This is a genomic window from Arthrobacter sp. Soil_C_60, assembly GCF_057656375.1.
The window spans coordinates 370642-386559 of record NZ_JBDGKM010000004.1 but is presented as its reverse complement, the minus strand read 5'-3'; the positions used below and the strand labels follow the sequence as shown (position 1 = coordinate 386559).

Below are 15918 nucleotides of genomic sequence, written 5' to 3'. Positions count from 1 at the left end.
GCCAAGGTGACGGCCGACGCTATTCGACACGCCCGGAGAATCGGCGACACGAAGTATTTGTGCCTGTGGGGATCGTTGTCCACAGCTTGTGGACGGGGGAGTGAAAACTGCGCGAAATCAAGGGCGGGGAGCAGGAATTATCCCCAATGCCTGTGGACTGACGGACGCACAAATGACATACTTGTAATACATCATCTAGGGGTCCGCCCCAGAAGCGTGCACTAGATGTAGTGGATGTAGTAGATTGAAACCGCTGGCAGGGACAGACTCAGGATCATCTGAAAGACCAACTTGAACCCCGAGAGACAGCGACTAATAGTCACCAAAGTTTTAGGGAGAGGGACCATGACTGTAACCGTTTACACGAAGCCAGCATGCGTGCAGTGCAACGCAACCTACCGTGCTCTGGATAAGAAGGGCATCACCTACCAGAGCGTTGATCTCTCCCAGGATCCGGCTGCGCTTGAGCGCGTTCGCTCGCTCGGTTACATGCAGGCTCCCGTTGTTGTCACCGAGCAGGACCACTGGTCCGGGTTCCGTCCGGACAAGATCGCCGAACTCGCCCAGTCAGCGGCTACCTCGGTGGCCTGATTTCCAACAAAGTCGGGAGGCGCTCTCCATGGCAGCTACGCTGATGGCCGAAGGAGCCACAACGTACGGCTCCGGAGCAGGCCCCGGTTCATCGACCAGCGCGTCGCTGGTCTACTTCTCCTCGGCATCGGAAAATACGCACCGGTTTGTCAGGAAGCTGGGTGTGGAAGCGGCACGAATCCCGCTGCGCACCCAGGACGAAACAATTTATGCCCGGAAACCCTACGTTCTGATCCTGCCCACCTATGGTGGGGAATCAGGCCGCAATTCGATTCCGAAGCAAGTGCTTAAGTTCCTCAAGAACGAGGAAAACAGATCACTGCTCAGGGGAGTGATCGGCGCCGGGAACACAAACTTCGGCACTACCTATTGCCTGGCCGCTGACAAGATTGCGGCCAAGTGCGAAGTGCCACACCTATATAGGTTCGAGCTCATGGGCACGGCGGACGACGTCGCCCGTGTCAAACAAGGATTGGAAGAGTTTTGGAAACGACAGTTGAAGCAGTAGCGGATTCGAAGCCGGAGCTGCCCGAGGCCTACAAGGGCCTGGGATACCACGAGCTCAACGCCATGCTGAATCTGTACGGTCCGGACGGCAAGATCCAGTTCGACGCGGACCGGGAGGCGGCACACCAGTACTTCCTCCAGCATGTCAACAACAACACCGTCTTCTTCCACGACCTTGAGGAGAAGCTGGACTATCTGGTCAAGAATGACTACTACGAGCGTGAAACGCTTGACCAGTACACCATGAACTTCATGCGCGGTCTGTGGGACCGCGCGTACAAGAAGAAGTTCCGCTTTGAAACCTTCCTGGGTGCCTTCAAGTTCTACACCTCGTACACACTGAAGACGTTTGACGGCAAGCGTTTCCTGGAGCGCTACGAAGACCGGGTCTGCATGGTGGCCCTCCACCTCGCCCGCGGCGACGAGCAACTGGCCACCCAGATGATGGACGAAATCATCGAGGGCCGATTCCAGCCGGCCACGCCGACCTTCCTCAACGCCGGCAAGAAGCAGCGCGGTGAGCTGGTCTCCTGCTTCCTGCTTCGCATCGAAGACAACATGGAGTCCATCGGCCGCTCCATCAACTCTGCCCTGCAGCTGTCCAAACGCGGCGGCGGCGTCGCCTTTGCCCTGACCAACATCCGCGAGGTCGGCGCACCGATCAAGCAGATCGAGAACCAGTCCTCCGGTGTCATCCCCGTGATGAAGCTGCTCGAAGACAGCTTCTCCTACGCCAACCAGCTCGGTGCGCGCCAGGGCGCCGGTGCCGTCTACCTGCACGCGCACCACCCGGACATCTACCGGTTCCTGGATACCAAGCGCGAAAACGCGGATGAGAAGGTCCGGATCAAGACCCTCTCGCTCGGCGTCGTAATTCCGGATATCACCTTCGAACTCGCCAAGAAGGGCGAGGACATGTACCTCTTCTCCCCGTATGACGTGGAGAAGGTCTACGGCATGCCCTTCTCGGACATTTCGGTGACCGAGAAGTACTACGAGATGGTGGATGACAGTCGGATCAAGAAGACCAAGATCAAGGCGCGCGATTTCTTCCAGACCCTGGCGGAGATCCAGTTCGAGTCCGGTTACCCGTACATCATGTTCGAGGACACGGTGAACCGGGCCAACCCGATCGACGGCAAGATCATCATGTCCAACCTCTGCTCGGAGATCCTGCAGGTTTCGCAGCCGACCACGTACCATGACGACCTGTCCTACGACGAGACCGGCAAGGACATTTCCTGCAACCTGGGCTCGCTGAACATTGCCAAGACCATGGACTCGCCGGACTTCGGCCGGACGATCGAGACAGCCATCCGCACGTTGACCGCGGTGTCGGACATGTCCAACATCGGCTCCGTGCCGTCGATCGCCAACGGCAATGACCAGTCGCACGCCATTGGCCTGGGCCAGATGAACCTGCACGGCTACCTGGCCCGGGAACGGGTCCACTACGGCTCCGAAGAAGGCCTGGACTTCACCAACATCTACTTCTACTCCGTGGTCTACCACGCCATCCGTTCGTCCAACCGGATCGCCATGGAGACCGGCCGGACATTCGGCGGATTCGAGAAGTCCAAGTACGCCAGCGGCGAGTTCTTCGACAAGTACACGGACCAGGTCTGGGAGCCCCAGACCGAGAAGGTCAAGGCGCTATTCGACGGCATCCACATTCCCACCCAGGAGGACTGGCGTGAGCTGAAGGCCTCGGTCATGGAGCACGGGATCTACAACCAGAACCTGCAGGCTGTCCCGCCGACAGGCTCGATCTCCTACATCAACAACTCCACGTCCTCGATCCACCCGGTGGCGTCGAAGATCGAGATCCGCAAGGAAGGCAAGATCGGCCGCGTCTACTACCCGGCTCCTTACCTGACCAACGACAACCTGGACTACTACCAGGACGCCTACGAAATCGGCTACGAGAAGATCATCGACACCTACGCGGTGGCAACGCAGCACGTGGACCAGGGCCTGTCCCTGACGCTGTTCTTCAAGGACACCGCCACCACCCGGGACATCAACAAGTCCCAGATCTACGCGTGGCGCAAGGGCATCAAGACCATCTACTACATCCGCCTGCGCCAGCTCGCGCTGGAAGGCACGGAGGTGGAGGGTTGCGTCAGCTGCATGCTGTAGTAGCCCAAAGCAACTGAAAAGTACGACGGCGGGTGCGCGCCCGCCGTCGTACGCCCACCGAGCGGCACCCTTTCCCAAAAGGGTGCGGCTTCGGCGCTTAAGCGCCACACCGCGCGAACTAGACTTGAAGTACACACCAAAGGAATCCGAGGGTTAGAAATGACGGAGAAGGTCAAGCTGCTCCACCACGTTGAGGCGATCAACTGGAACCGCATCCAGGACGAGAAGGACGTGGAGGTCTGGAACCGTCTGGTCAACAACTTCTGGCTGCCGGAGAAGGTGCCACTGTCCAACGACGTGCAGTCCTGGGCCACGCTGACCCCGGCCGAGCAGGAGATGACCATGCGGGTCTTCACCGGCCTGACCCTGCTGGACACGGTGCAGGGCACCGTCGGCGCCGTCAGCCTGATCCCGGATGCCATCACGCAGCATGAGGAGGCGGTGTACACCAACATCGCGTTCATGGAATCCGTGCACGCCAAGAGCTACTCCTCGATCTTCTCCACGCTGTGCTCCACGAAGGAGATCGACGAGGCCTTCCGCTGGTCCAACGAGAACGAGAATCTGCAGAAGAAGGCGCAGATCATCGTGGACTACTACACCGGCGATGACCCGCTCAAGCGCAAGGTCGCCAGCACCCTGCTCGAGTCCTTCCTGTTCTACTCCGGCTTCTACCTGCCGATGTACTGGTCGTCCCGGGCCAAGCTGACCAACACCGCGGACCTGATCCGCCTGATCATCCGCGACGAGGCCGTGCACGGCTACTACATCGGCTACAAGTTCCAAAAGGGACTGGAGAAGGTGGACGAGGCCAAGCGGCAGGAACTGAAGGACTACACCTTCGACCTGCTCTACGAACTGTACGAAAACGAAGTGCAGTACACGCACGATCTGTACGACGGCGTGGGTCTGGCGGAGGACGTGAAGAAGTTCCTCCACTACAACGCCAACAAGGCCCTGATGAACCTGGGCTACGAGGCTATGTTCCCCTCATCCCTGACGGACGTGAACCCGGCCATCCTGTCGGCACTGTCCCCGAACGCGGACGAGAACCATGACTTCTTCTCCGGCTCCGGCTCTTCCTACGTGATCGGTAAGGCCGTCAACACCGAAGACGAGGACTGGGACTTCTAAGGCCTGTTTTACTTCAGAACCCGTTCACGATGAAGGCACCGCTGCAGAGTTGCGGTGCCTTCATCGTCAGAAGTCGCCTGCACTGCGTCAGGCACCGTCCTCATTAGGGGTCTTTAGTCTTGCTCTTTCGATGGCGCGGTAGACGGTGGATCGGCCAACGGAGAACAGTTCGGCCAGTTCATACATGGTGTGTTCGCCGGCGATGTGCAACTTGTAAAGATGAGCTTCCTGCTTGGGCGACAGTTTCGGTTGCTTTCCGCGCAGGCGGCCTTTGGCTTTGGCGATTTTCATGCCCTCGCGGGTTCGAGAACGGATGAGGTCGGTTTCGAACTCCGCGATCATTGCCAGGACGTTGAATAGAAGCTTTCCCATGGGGTCGGTCGGATCGTGGACTGAGCCCCCGATGTTCAGTTTGATTTCCCGACTTGCCAGATCGTCTGCAATGTCATGGGCGTCTCGAACGGATCGGGCCAAACGATCCAGCTTGGTCACGATCAAAGTGTCACCAGCACGGCAGGCCGCCATTGCCTCGCGCAGCCCTGGCCGATTTCTATCGGTTCCGGTGAGTCCGTGATCGACATAGATCCGTTCCGTATCGACGCCGAGAAGAGTCAACGCATCGCGCTGTGCGGTGAGGTCCTGCTCCTCGGTTGAGCATCTGGCGTAACCAACAAGTAATTCAGCCATGCCAATGAGTGTGTCACATAACTCCCCGTCACCGGCCAGTTCACCGGTCGATCTATATGGACGGCGTCCAAACAGCTTCCTCGAGACTGCTAGTCAGCGATGGGTGCGTCTGGTGGGGGACCGGCTTACGGGACGGCTTAATAGGGTAGCGGGCAGGGTCATGATTGTCATGGCAGCCATGTGTGGGTGTTCTTCATCGTCGGGGTGAGACCCGGTCGGCTTCCTGACCCATTTGCAGAGGATGGTAGGAAAACCTTCATTAGGCTCGAGATCAGGGGGGGCAAGGCTGATCCGTTAGTGCCCGACTTCGAGCTGGGGCTGATCGGACTGGGTCTCGGACCGGGAGATGTGGCACTCCTCGGTGGAGAGCATTTTGCGTTCTCCAGTTCCCTCGTCCCGAACCCACAGAATTTTCATTTGCGGCATGATGTCCTCCACGTATCCGCTGTAGCGGGTGGGTTCCTTCCCGTGAACGTCGACCCGGTCGCCGAGTCGGAGCTCGGTAGAGCCGACGGTGTTGCTTGTGTTATCGGTCATGGTGAATTGCCTTTCTCGAGGGAGCCGCAGACGGCATACCAAACTCGTCGTTTACTATAAGAACTGCGGTCTTCCAATAAAATACCGTGGCCGGTAGCGGTCTCAGCAGAGCATCAGGGCGAATAGAAATGGACGGCATGAACGAGCACATCGAGGCGCTTGCGGCCAACGTCCGACGTCTGCGTGAAACCCACGGACTGTCCCTGTCGGAACTAGGTGAGCGGTCGGGAGTGGCAAAGGCAACCTTGTTCAAAGTCGAGCGGGGCCAAACCAACCCGACTCTGGATACCATGCTGGCAATCGCCCGCACTTTCGACGTGTCCGTGCCCGACCTCATTGCGCTGCCGGAGCGGGCGCCTGTTGAGGTCGTCCATGACGGTGAGGGTGAGGACATTTCTGACGCAGCCTCGTTCGGCCATGTTCTGCGGAGCCAGATAATCGGGGCCGGCACACTGGAAATCCATGCTCAGGTTTTCAAGGACGGCGTTGGTGAAGTGTCCGCTTCGCATGGTGCCGGTGCCAGGGAACATGTTTTCGTCCGCAGCGGCAAGATTCGCCTTGGACCGGTCGGCCACGAGGTACTTTTGGCCGAGGGGGACTACGCGACCTATCCGGCCGATCGTACGCACCGCTGGCAGGCGGAGAACGGCGACTCGTCTGTGTGGATCGTGCACACCTTCCCCCGCGCCGCAGCCTTCAAGGAATAATCGCAGGCCGAAAAGGATCCGGCCTGCGCTGAATCCCGGTTGGAAGTGTCGGGCCCGGTAGCCGGGCTGACTACCACTTGAGATGAGCCCCGACTGGATGGGTCTTAGCTTCTGACCCGCAGGCGTTCCGGGTCGTATACAGGGGTGGGGCGTACTTCCACGCCAACTTCATCACCGTCGACGTAAGCGCTCAGGCGGGTTCCAACAGGTGCGAATTCTTTGGCAATACGGGCAAGGCCAAGCGTGGTCCCGTCGAGGGCCGGTGACGAGACAGCCATGGTGACCGTGCCGATTTCGCGTCCATCAGCGATCAATGCCGCTCCGTCCAATGACTGGGCGGGTGCATCTGAAACGACGCTCACGACCCGCAATGGAGCATTGCCTTTACGCTCACGCAATGCATCCTGGCCGCGGTACGGGGCTTTCTCAAGATCGACTGTCCAACCGAGGCGGCACTCGAACGGGGTGATGTCCTCGTTGTAATCGACATCAGCCAGCATCAGCCCGGCCTCAATGCGCGCAACCATGAGGGTTCCGCCCGCAAAGGGGGTAATCCCAAGATCGCCCTGGGCGAAGACAGCCTCGTAAAGTGCGGCCGCATTTTCGGCGCCGACCATCACCTCGTAGCCGAGTTCGGCGGTGAATCCGAGCCGGAAGACCGTGGCCGGCACGCCGGCAAGCTTAACGTCGGTGAGCAGCGAGTAGTACGGGAACGCCGCGTTGCCCAGGTCCACGTCGGTCAGCCGCTGGAGCAACTCACGGCTGTTCGGGCCTTGCACTGCCAAAACGGCCAACAGGTTCCGCCGGTCGCCGACAGTGGTTCCCGCCGGAGCCGCCGCCCTGAGCGCATCCAGCACGGCGGGGTTACCGCCTTGGACGAGAACCGTTTCTGCGTTCAGCACGCTGACGGTCACATCGTCCACCATGCCGCCGTCCTCGGCGACGATCACGCCGTAGGCGATGCGTCCGACGTCAAGAGCGTGGACATCGCGTGAAAAGAGCCGGTCGACGGCAGTGCGCGCGTCCGGTCCTTCCACGAACCACTTGTAGAGCATTGAATAGTCCTGACCGATGACCGCATTGCGGAGTGCATGGTATTCGGTTTCCAGTCCGGCTACTGCGGTGGGCATACGGTAACCCATCACCTCCTCCCATTCCTGCACGTCGTTTTCGTACACCGGGGTGAAAGCGGTGCGCAAGAGGTTGTCAGTCTTCATGAGTCTGGTTCCTTTGTTCATATCTGTGCCTTCTGCCGCGAATCGCGCTCCGCACATCAAAAAAGTTCGCTCCTTTTACGATGACACACATACTCCTATAATGTATAGGCCACAGTGCTGGCCCTAGGCTTGAGGCTGTCGCGGCAGAAAAAGGGTCGGTCGTAAAAGAAACGATAGTGACAGTGCATGAAACACAGATGCTCTGGTGATCTCTGTCACCAATGAACATAGGGTGCGGGCCATTCGTTGCCTACAGTTCTTTCAACGTTCCTACCGGCCGCGCTCCGCGGCCACCGTCAGCGTCCGGAATGAGAGGCCATAGCCTGATGTCACAAGAATTGACCGAAAGCCCATCACAGCAAGATCACCGGCGGTTATCCGGCAGATTGGGGACCGCCTCCATCGTCTTCATGGTGGTCGCGGCAGCCGCTCCATTAACCGTGGTGGCAGCTTCCTCGGTGAACCTTTTGCTGACCAACGGGTCCGGCATCGCCTTCGCTTACGGGGTAGGTACGCTTGTCATCCTGCTGTTCGTGGTGGGTTTCACTGCCATGACGCGCCATGTGAAAAAGCCAGGTGCCTTCTACTCCTATGTGTCTGCGGGCATCAGCCGGCCGGCCGGTGTCGGCGCCGCTTTTGTCGCCATGCTGACGTACGTGTGTGTGCAGATAGCCGTCTATGCCTATATGGGCTTCGTGCTCGGCGATATGGTCAGCAACTGGAGCGGCGGAACTGCCCCGCAGATTCCATGGTGGGGTTACGTTCTGGCTGCCATCGCCCTGACAGCGTTCTTCAGCTACCGAAGCATCGACCTCAGTGCCAAGGTCCTGGCCGTTGCGCTCGTCATCGAAGCCGCCCTGGTCATCGTGGTCAATCTCGCCGTGCTCTTCAGCGGCGGTGGCCCGGAGGGGCTTTCCGCGACCTCATGGCTGGCGCCGGAAACAATTTTCACGAGCGCCTTGGGACTGGCCGTTATGTTCGGCATCAGTGTGTTTATGGGTATCGAGGCCACTGCCATATACCGGGACGAAGCGAAGAACCCTGACCGTGTAATCCCGCGCGCAACCTACATCGCCGTCATCGGCACCGGCACGTTCTATGTCTTCGCGCTATGGTCGTTGATTCAGGCATGGGGCGCAAGCGGTCTCCTGGCCGCCGCGGAAGCCAATCCCGGCGACCTGTTCCTCGTGACGTCAGCCGCCTACGTGGGCAAGGTATTCGCAGACATTGTGGGGGTCTTCCTGGTTATTTCGATGTTCGCCTGCGTGCTGTCCCTTCAGAACGTGATAGCTCGGTACATGCACTCGCTCGGAATTGCCGGCCTGTTCCCTAAGCGGCTGGCCAGTGTGCACGAGAAGCACAACTCCCCGCATGTCGCAGCCGTGGTGACGTCATTGGTGACGGTGGCGGCGGTGGCCGCTTGGGCAATACTCGGCCTGGATCCGGTGCTCCAGATTTTCCCGTGGCATATCGCGGTGGGGACCATCGGCATCATGATCCTCTTTGTCATCACGAGCATCGCGGTGATCAGGTTCTTCCACAGGACACAGGCGGATACCCGGAAGTGGAACACCTTGGTGGCCCCAGGACTGGCCGCAATCTTGCTGGTGGTGATCCTGGTGCAGACGTATACCAACTTCGAGCTGCTGGCCGGTGAGGCGCCCGTGGCCATCACGGTGTTTCTGCAGTTGCTGCCGTTTATCCTCTTCGCCGCCGGTTTGGCCACCGCACTTCGCATGCGGTCCAGGCGGCGGGCGGAGTACGAGCAGCTGAGCATCGACTGAGAGGGGGAGCAGAATGTGTATGCCCAGATACCTGATTTTTGGGCTCGGGGCCGTAGGCGCAGAAGCAGCACGGTCGCTGATTAGGGAGGGCGCGGACATCGTTGGCGTCTTCACCCGCTCGAGCCATGTGGGGGAAGACCTAGGCGAGGTGCTCGGGATGGGCGCTTGCGGCATTAGGGTGGAGGCATCTGCGGATTTTCGGGCCGAGCCGGGCCTGGCCGATGTGGCGTTGTTCTTTACGACGACTGCGCTTACCGATCTGTTGGGTGAGGCGAAACGGTGTCTGCAGGCAGGCATCAACGTTGTCACCATCTCCGAAGACGCCATGTATCCGTGGGACTTCGACGCCGCCGTCGCGGCTGAACTGGACACTGCCGCCAGGACCGGCGGTGCCACGCTGGTCGGCACAGGAATCAATGAGGCGGTGATGGCGCAGGTCCCTGCCATGCTTGGCGGCATAGTGCATGGTGCGACCCGCATTGAAGTTGAGTGCACCGGTGACTTTGGCGCATTCGGGGCCGAGCTGTTGGCGTTCCTGCAGATCGGGGTTGCCCCCGCACAGTTTCAGGCCGCCAACGGCGAAGGGCAGGACGTCATTTCCCGGCAGTGTGCCCACATGATCGCCGGACTCGTCGGCACCGATGTCCTGTCCGAAACGATCAGGCTGGAACCAACATTCTCGGAGAGCAGACTCAGCGTGGCCGCACTGAACCAGGTTCTTCCGCCTGGAGTGGTCAGCGGAACGGCGGAAACGACCTCTCTGACCACGGCAGGCGGACCTGAAATCGAGGTACGCCTCATCGGCAAAATTTTTGAACCGGGGGAGGAGGAATACGCATCTGCGACGGTTTTCGCCCCCGCTTTGACCGACCCCATCTGCCTGCGCATCAGTCCGCTTCCTGGTGTTGTTTGCACAGCCGGCATCGCTCTCAGCCGGGCCGTGGACGTCCTCTCTGCCCCACCGGGCTACCTTCGGGCAGAAACACTGCCACAACTCCGGCACCGGTCCTCGATGAGGCCTGCACGGCACCCCGCCGTGCAGGCCGCAGAAGCCTAGACACCGCGTCAAAAGAAATATTTAAGAATGGCACTGGCTGATACGGCGCCATCCGGTCTGCTTCCGGCGGAACCGGGTGGCGCCTCTACGCAGAATCCACGATCCGCCGCAGTATTGGCTCCACGTCGGAGGCAAAGAACATGGCATCCTCCATGACCGACTGCAGCAGAATGCCTTCAAGCGTGTACCCCAGAAGCGAGGCTGTCTGCTGGTCGCAGTACGGGGCGACCACCTGGTCCATCCGCCATTCCCGGATCTCCGGGCGCAGGGCAGGCCGGTGCAGCGTGCTCAGATACAGCCCGTACTCCAGGACCAGTTGCGGGTGCTGGCGGACGGTGACTTCCTCGATCAGACCTGCCAACCCGAGGGCGAGCCCCTGTGCCTCAACCAAGGGCTTGAGAATCTCGTGGAACGAACTCTCGTTGCGCTGACGGATCACCCGGATCGTGGAGACCAGCAGATCGTCCTTATCCGTGAAGTAGTACGTGGTGGACCCCAAGGGCACTTTGGCGGCATCCGCGACAGCACGGAACGTCAGGGAGTCGACGCCGTGTTCGGCAACCACACGTGCGGCTGCTTCGATGATGCGCTGCCGCCGGGCGGGATCATTGGGCCTGCGTCGGCCTACTGTCGGGGATGCGCTCACCTTCCTACTGTACATAGGTCCTTCGAATGAAGCATCGAGGCGCAGCATGTCAGGGAGTATATGTACAAGCGAATGGCTAGTACTGCCCTCTCTCCGCCCCAAGTTTTCACCTGCTGGGCGGGGAAGTTCGGCCGTTTTTCAAGGCTCCCCAAACAAAAGATCAAAAAGCCTTGTTTTTTGCTCTGTGAGATGCCTAACATGCAGGTATGTACAAAAGTACGCAAACATTGATCAAAGAAACCGCCATTGATCCGATGGAATTCCGCCGGACCTTGGGAAGCTTTGCCAGCGGAGTCGTCGTCGTCACCACAGTCGGTGCGGACGGTGAGGTGCACGCTATGACGGCCAACGGATTCGTCTCCGTCTCCCTCGACCCGCCCCTGGTGCTGGTGTCGATCGGCGAACACACCAAGATGCACGGGCATCTCAACAACCACACGAGCTACGGCATCAGCGTGCTCAGCGAAGACCAGTTGGACATCGCATCCCACTTCGCAGGAAAACCGGGAAACACACTGCCGGAATTCACTTGGCAGGACGACATGGCCATGATTGACGGTGCCGTCGGGTACCTGTCCTGCAGCATCGTGGACCGCCACAAGGCCGGAGACCACACTTTGTTCATCGGCCACGTGCACCGCCACAGCCACACCGGTGGCGCGCCGCTGACCTTCCATGCCGGCCAGTTCGGCGCCCTCCAGAAAGGACCCACCACGTGACCATAGTCAACGAAAATCCCGGTATTGCACCCGAGGCCGCAGCAACCACAGGTCGCATGCAGACGGGCGACGAGTTCCTCGAAAGCCTTCGCGACGGACGCGAAGTGTGGATCTACGGTGAGCGGGTTGACGACGTCACTACCCACCCGGCGTTCCGCAACTCTGCCCGCTCGCTGGCGTCGCTGTACGACGCACTGCATGACCCCGAGACCCGCGACCTGACTACCGCGCCGACAGACACCGGAAACGGCGGCCTGACGCATCCGTTCTTCAAATATGCCCGCACCAAGGATGACCTCCGCGCCAGCCGCGAAGCCATTCGGACGTGGCAGGAACTTGTATTTGGCTGGATGGGCCGCTCCCCGGACTACAAAGCCTCGCTGATCACGGGGCTGGGCGCCAATCCCGAGTATTTCGGCGAGTTCGCGGACAATGCCCGCTACTGGTACAAGGAAACCCAGGAACGCGTGCTGCACATCGGCCACGCCATCGTGAATCCGCCGGTGGACCGCTCCCGCCCCGCCGAGGAAGTCAAGGACGTTTACGTCCATGTGGAACGGGAAACTGACCGGGGCATCATCGTCAGTGGAGCCAAGGTGGTTGCCACCGGTTCCCCGACCACCCAGTACGTCTACGTCTCCCACGCCGGTGCCCCGCTGAAGGACAAGTCCCTCGCCGTTACCTTCATTGCTCCGACCAACGGCAAGGGCGTGAAGATGTTCTCCCGAGCCTCCTACGAATCAACGGCGGCCCGGGCAGCCAGCCCCTTCGATTACCCGCTCTCCTCGCGGCTGGACGAGAACGACGCCGTGCTGATCTTCGATCAGGCGCTGATTCCGTGGGAGAACGTGCTGATCTACGATACGCAACGGATGGCCGAATTCGACACCGTGTCCGGCTGGGAAGGCCGCGCTGTTCTCCAGGCGTCCACCCGCTTCGGCGTCAAGCTTGACTTCTTTGTTGGCGCACTGAGCAAGGCGCTGGAGATCACAGGTGCCGGCCAGTTCCGCGGCGTGCAGGCTGCCTTGGGTGAAGTGATCGGCTACCGCCATGCCGTCAACGCGATGCGTGACGGCATGATCGAGAACGCCACCCAGGGCTGGGGCGATGATCTGGTCCCCAACCGGGCTTATGGCTGGGCCTACGCGTCCATGGCCTCGTCCATGAACCGGCGCATCCGCGAAATCATTGAGACGGTGGTGGCCTCCGGACTGATTTACCTGAACTCGAACGCGGTGGACTTCCAGACTCCTGAAATGCGCCCGTACCTGGATCGCTTCCTGCGCGGCTCCAACGGCAAGACGGCTGTGGACCGGTCCAAGACCATGAAACTGCTGTGGGACTCGATCGGCTCAGAGTTTGGCAGCCGGCACGAACTGTACGAGCACAACTATTGGGGCCAGCCGGAATTGTGTCACCTGTCGCTCAATGAATCGGCACAGCAAGACGGCACCCTCGATCATGCACGGTCCCTCGTGGAAAAGTGCATGGATCAATACGACCTAAATGGCTGGACCAGCGATAGATTCATCTCGCCGGATGACGTGAACTTCATCAGCCAGCGTTGAGCCAATTGGCCAGTAGGCGCCCCGCTTCGGGCGGACACCTGATTAACGGCTAACGACGGCGGTGCCCACTCTTGGTGGATTTCCCACCTGGGGAGGGCACCGCCGTCGTCCTCATGTTTTGAGCAGAACAGGAAACCCGACATGGCCAGAGACTCCATGCTTCCCGACGTGGGACACCCCGCCCGGGACGGCGATCCGATGCTGTCCGGCAGTACCACTGCCGATTCCCCGTCCCTGAAGGTTCCGCCGTCGGCATTCCTTGTGATGGTATTGGCGGCAGTGTCAGCGGTGCCGCAGTTGGCCATCGACATGTACCTTCCCGGGTTCCCCGAGCTGGCCGGCGAGCTTAACGCTCCGCCGTTCGCCGTGCAGCTGACCTTGACGGCCTTTATGATCGGGCTCGCAGGCGGCCAATTGGTCATTGGACCGTTGTCGGACCAGTTCGGCCGCCGTAAATTGTTGCTGGCCGGCTCAGCGCTCTGCGCTCTTGCCACGGCGCTGTGCGCTATGGCCCCAACAGTGGAGGCGCTGATCGCCGCCCGCTTCCTGCAAGGGGCCTCTGGCGCTGCAGGGGTAGTTTTGGCCCGGGCTGTGCTGGCCGATCGTGCGTCGGGACGCCAAGCCGCACGCTTGTTTTCTCTGATGATGGCCATCCAAGGCCTCGCCCCGATCCTTGCTCCCTTGGCTGGGGGAGCGGTGGTGCCGCTCCTTGGGTGGCGTGGAGTGTTCTGGGTCCTGACCATCCTGAGCGTGCTGCTGTGGCTCCTGGCGCTGCTGTTTATCCACGAAAGCCTGCCAAAGGACCAGCGGCGGGCCGGGGGAGTGGCTGAGCTGATCTCTCTGACCCGGACGGTACTGCTGAACCGTGCTTACCTCGGCTATTGCCTCGCAGTGGGTTGCGGGTTGGGAGCGATGTTTTGCTACATTGCGGCTTCCCCATTCATTTTGCAGGAGACCTACGGCTTGGGCACGGGCTGGTTCTCCGTCATTTTTGCCGTCAATTCCGGCGGCCTCGCCGTTGCCAGCCTGATCAGTGCCAAGCTCGTCAACCGCTTCAGGCCGGCGGCCGTGATGATGCTGGGACTGGTGCTGATGTTGGCCGCCTCGGCGCTTTACGCCGTCATGGTGTTCACCGACCTTGCGGGTCTTGCGGCCACGGTGCTGCTGTTCTTCCTGATCGTTAGCAGTTTGGGGTTCGTCCTCGGCAACGGCACCGCACTGGCAGTGGAAGAGGTCTCGGGCGCGGCAGGTACCGCAGTGGCGGTGATCGGTGCCGCGGAATACTTGATCGGCGCCGCTGCTGCGCCGTTGGTCGGGCTGGGCGGCGCGGACCTGCAGATATCGCTGGGCGTCGGCATGCTCGCCTGTGCACTGCTGGCGGCAGCCGGCGGATGGGCCGCCATCCGCCAGCGCCGAGGGGCGGGGGCGGGGGCGGGTCACTGAGCACCGGTAGATAAAAGACCAACGGCGGGGCGGGCTGCTCTCAACCCACCCCGCCATCGAACTGTCCGAACCTACACGCGCCACATGCCCTGGAACCGGATTGCGGGCAAGTCGGAGTGTTTCACCCAACCGGGCGCTGCGGCGACGACGTCGCTCAAGCGATTCACCACTTGGCTGGTCACCTGAGCCGAGCCTTCCGAGAAAGACGTGCGCATGCTCAGCGACGGTATACCCTTAATTTCCCAGCTCTCGCCGCTATTATGGATCCCCGGCGCAAGGATACCTGCGACCCCGAACTCGAGCAGGGGCTCGCCGGGGTTCGCCGGTTCGCGTCGCACAACGTCACGCAGACCGATGACTTGGTCAACTTCAATCTTGCGGTTAAGTGCCCAAGACCATGTCGGGGTATCGGCCAGAATGTACTCTGTCGTCACCGTGCGCGGGGCGTCTGGGAGACCGAGATGGTCTGCGACCGAGTCAAGGGCGGGGAGGGCGAACGGAGGATGTGACATGTTCTCCTCCCAGTCCACAGTTGTTGTACTAGCCGGAGCCTCATTCCCGATCCCCATTGATGCGAGGATCTCGGGACCGCAGGTGTCGGGGTTCCAAATGGATTCCCAGCGAATCGAGTCGATTCGGTGCGCGACACCGGCCAATTGGACACCGAGGCCGACCCAGAAGGCGTCCTCGTGGCCACCTCCGAAAATCGAAACCCCGTGCTCCTTCGCGAGCGCATCGAGCCTTGCAGTCTCGCCGGGAGTGGTGCGCCAGGGGTGAGTGGCCTCCTCCGCGATCGTAATGACGTTGGCACCAGCGCGGACGGCACGCTCCACATAGGGGGCATGATCTGCCAGGAAGCTGTTCAACGTCAGCACGACCACGTCGGGGCGAGTTTGCGCCAGCGCCTCGTCAGCATTGGCAGTCACTACTACGCCGACCTCACGGTCAATACCAATGACCTCGCCCAGATCCCTTCCCACCTTTTGAGGACTCCGGGCAATCGCTGCTACGATCCGGACGTCGCGCTCCAAGAGCATTCTCGCGACCTCCGCGCCCATGGTTCCCACTCCGTACACTGCAACCTTGATCGTCACTTCTGCTCCTTCGCTCGAACGATTTTGCTTTACTTGTCCTGTTTGTTCTGGAGGAGTCCGAAGCACTCCTAGCGTGAGTGCACCCCAG

At 60.6% G+C, this 15918-nt stretch carries 15 protein-coding genes; 10 read left to right on the top strand and 5 right to left on the bottom strand.

Features of this window, described 5'->3' with window-relative positions; all coding sequences use genetic code 11:
* The first annotated feature begins 345 nt into the window (after positions 1-345).
* The 4 genes from nrdH to nrdF all read left to right on the top strand — a co-directional run bounded on the left by nrdH (position 346) and on the right by nrdF (position 4371).
* The gene (gene nrdH / locus AC3A4M_RS11525; RefSeq protein ID WP_498735868.1) at positions 346-591 is read left to right on the top strand and encodes a glutaredoxin-like protein NrdH; all 246 of its coding nucleotides are present in this window, start codon (positions 346-348) and stop codon (positions 589-591) included.
* A gap of 28 nt (positions 592-619) precedes the next feature.
* Positions 620-1099 (top strand): class Ib ribonucleoside-diphosphate reductase assembly flavoprotein NrdI, encoded by a 480-nt coding sequence (gene nrdI, locus AC3A4M_RS11520; RefSeq protein WP_498735867.1) that lies wholly within the window; start codon positions 620-622, stop codon positions 1097-1099.
* 17 nt (positions 1100-1116) lie between these two features.
* Complete coding sequence (gene nrdE, locus AC3A4M_RS11515) at positions 1117-3237, top strand: class 1b ribonucleoside-diphosphate reductase subunit alpha (RefSeq protein WP_498735973.1); 2121 nt, start codon at positions 1117-1119, stop codon at positions 3235-3237.
* Positions 3238-3396: 159 nt separating this feature from the next.
* A complete protein-coding gene (nrdF, locus tag AC3A4M_RS11510; RefSeq protein ID WP_101632650.1) occupies positions 3397-4371 on the top strand; it encodes a class 1b ribonucleoside-diphosphate reductase subunit beta in 975 nt (324 codons plus the stop codon).
* Between the two features lie 87 nt (positions 4372-4458).
* On the opposite strand, the gene AC3A4M_RS11505 is transcribed toward nrdF, so the two are convergent.
* On the bottom strand, positions 4459-5058 hold the full coding sequence (locus AC3A4M_RS11505; protein WP_498735866.1) for a recombinase family protein: 600 nt from the start codon (positions 5056-5058) through the stop codon (positions 4459-4461).
* 294 nt (positions 5059-5352) lie between these two features.
* Positions 5353-5595, bottom strand: coding sequence for a hypothetical protein (locus tag AC3A4M_RS11500; protein ID WP_498735865.1), 243 nt, complete (start codon positions 5593-5595; stop codon positions 5353-5355).
* A gap of 137 nt (positions 5596-5732) precedes the next feature.
* Here AC3A4M_RS11500 and AC3A4M_RS11495 point away from each other — a divergent pair, with 137 nt between their 5' ends.
* Positions 5733-6302: a helix-turn-helix domain-containing protein gene (locus tag AC3A4M_RS11495; RefSeq protein WP_498735864.1), complete on the top strand. Its 570-nt coding sequence runs from the start codon at positions 5733-5735 to the stop codon at positions 6300-6302.
* Positions 6303-6406: 104 nt separating this feature from the next.
* Here the strand turns inward: AC3A4M_RS11495 and AC3A4M_RS11490 are convergent, their stop codons facing one another.
* Positions 6407-7519, bottom strand: coding sequence for an aminomethyl transferase family protein (locus tag AC3A4M_RS11490; RefSeq protein ID WP_498735863.1), 1113 nt, complete (start codon positions 7517-7519; stop codon positions 6407-6409).
* A gap of 410 nt (positions 7520-7929) precedes the next feature.
* On the opposite strand from AC3A4M_RS11490, the gene AC3A4M_RS11485 reads away from it, so the two are divergent.
* Positions 7930-9303 (top strand): APC family permease, encoded by a 1374-nt coding sequence (locus AC3A4M_RS11485; protein ID WP_498735862.1) that lies wholly within the window; start codon positions 7930-7932, stop codon positions 9301-9303.
* A gap of 19 nt (positions 9304-9322) precedes the next feature.
* The gene (locus AC3A4M_RS11480; protein WP_498735861.1) at positions 9323-10360 is read left to right on the top strand and encodes a hypothetical protein; all 1038 of its coding nucleotides are present in this window, start codon (positions 9323-9325) and stop codon (positions 10358-10360) included.
* Positions 10361-10445: 85 nt separating this feature from the next.
* Here AC3A4M_RS11480 and AC3A4M_RS11475 read toward each other — a convergent pair whose 3' ends face one another.
* Positions 10446-11006, bottom strand: coding sequence for a TetR/AcrR family transcriptional regulator (locus AC3A4M_RS11475; RefSeq protein ID WP_498735860.1), 561 nt, complete (start codon positions 11004-11006; stop codon positions 10446-10448).
* A gap of 206 nt (positions 11007-11212) precedes the next feature.
* Here AC3A4M_RS11475 and AC3A4M_RS11470 point away from each other — a divergent pair, with 206 nt between their 5' ends.
* The 3 genes from AC3A4M_RS11470 to AC3A4M_RS11460 all read left to right on the top strand — a co-directional run bounded on the left by AC3A4M_RS11470 (position 11213) and on the right by AC3A4M_RS11460 (position 14736).
* Positions 11213-11725 carry a flavin reductase family protein gene (locus AC3A4M_RS11470; RefSeq protein WP_498735859.1) on the top strand — a complete coding sequence of 171 codons (513 nt, stop codon included), beginning with the start codon at positions 11213-11215 and terminating at the stop codon, positions 11723-11725.
* Positions 11722-13293 (top strand): 4-hydroxyphenylacetate 3-hydroxylase N-terminal domain-containing protein, encoded by a 1572-nt coding sequence (locus tag AC3A4M_RS11465; protein WP_498735858.1) that lies wholly within the window; start codon positions 11722-11724, stop codon positions 13291-13293. Before AC3A4M_RS11470 ends, AC3A4M_RS11465 begins: the two co-directional genes overlap by 4 nt.
* 141 nt (positions 13294-13434) lie before the next feature.
* On the top strand, positions 13435-14736 hold the full coding sequence (locus AC3A4M_RS11460) for a multidrug effflux MFS transporter (protein ID WP_498735857.1): 1302 nt from the start codon (positions 13435-13437) through the stop codon (positions 14734-14736).
* 71 nt (positions 14737-14807) lie between these two features.
* Here AC3A4M_RS11460 and AC3A4M_RS11455 read toward each other — a convergent pair whose 3' ends face one another.
* On the bottom strand, positions 14808-15830 hold the full coding sequence (locus AC3A4M_RS11455; RefSeq protein ID WP_498735856.1) for a Gfo/Idh/MocA family oxidoreductase: 1023 nt from the start codon (positions 15828-15830) through the stop codon (positions 14808-14810).
* Positions 15831-15918: the final 88 nt, after the last annotated feature.

Excerpts from the sequence above, each read along its gene's own strand:
- nrdH (WP_498735868.1), top strand. The coding sequence starts at position 346 with ATGACTGTAACCGTTTACACGAAGCCAGCATGCGTGCAGTGCAACGCA.
- nrdI (WP_498735867.1), top strand. The coding sequence starts at position 620 with ATGGCAGCTACGCTGATGGCCGAAGGAGCCACAACGTACGGCTCCGGA.
- nrdF (WP_101632650.1), top strand. The coding sequence starts at position 3,397 with ATGACGGAGAAGGTCAAGCTGCTCCACCACGTTGAGGCGATCAACTGG.
- AC3A4M_RS11505 (WP_498735866.1), bottom strand. The coding sequence starts at position 5,058 with ATGGCTGAATTACTTGTTGGTTACGCCAGATGCTCAACCGAGGAGCAG.
- AC3A4M_RS11500 (WP_498735865.1), bottom strand. The coding sequence starts at position 5,595 with ATGACCGATAACACAAGCAACACCGTCGGCTCTACCGAGCTCCGACTC.
- AC3A4M_RS11495 (WP_498735864.1), top strand. The coding sequence starts at position 5,733 with ATGAACGAGCACATCGAGGCGCTTGCGGCCAACGTCCGACGTCTGCGT.
- AC3A4M_RS11490 (WP_498735863.1), bottom strand. The coding sequence starts at position 7,519 with ATGAAGACTGACAACCTCTTGCGCACCGCTTTCACCCCGGTGTACGAA.
- AC3A4M_RS11485 (WP_498735862.1), top strand. The coding sequence starts at position 7,930 with ATGGTGGTCGCGGCAGCCGCTCCATTAACCGTGGTGGCAGCTTCCTCG.
- AC3A4M_RS11480 (WP_498735861.1), top strand. The coding sequence starts at position 9,323 with ATGCCCAGATACCTGATTTTTGGGCTCGGGGCCGTAGGCGCAGAAGCA.
- AC3A4M_RS11470 (WP_498735859.1), top strand. The coding sequence starts at position 11,213 with ATGTACAAAAGTACGCAAACATTGATCAAAGAAACCGCCATTGATCCG.
- AC3A4M_RS11460 (WP_498735857.1), top strand. The coding sequence starts at position 13,435 with ATGGCCAGAGACTCCATGCTTCCCGACGTGGGACACCCCGCCCGGGAC.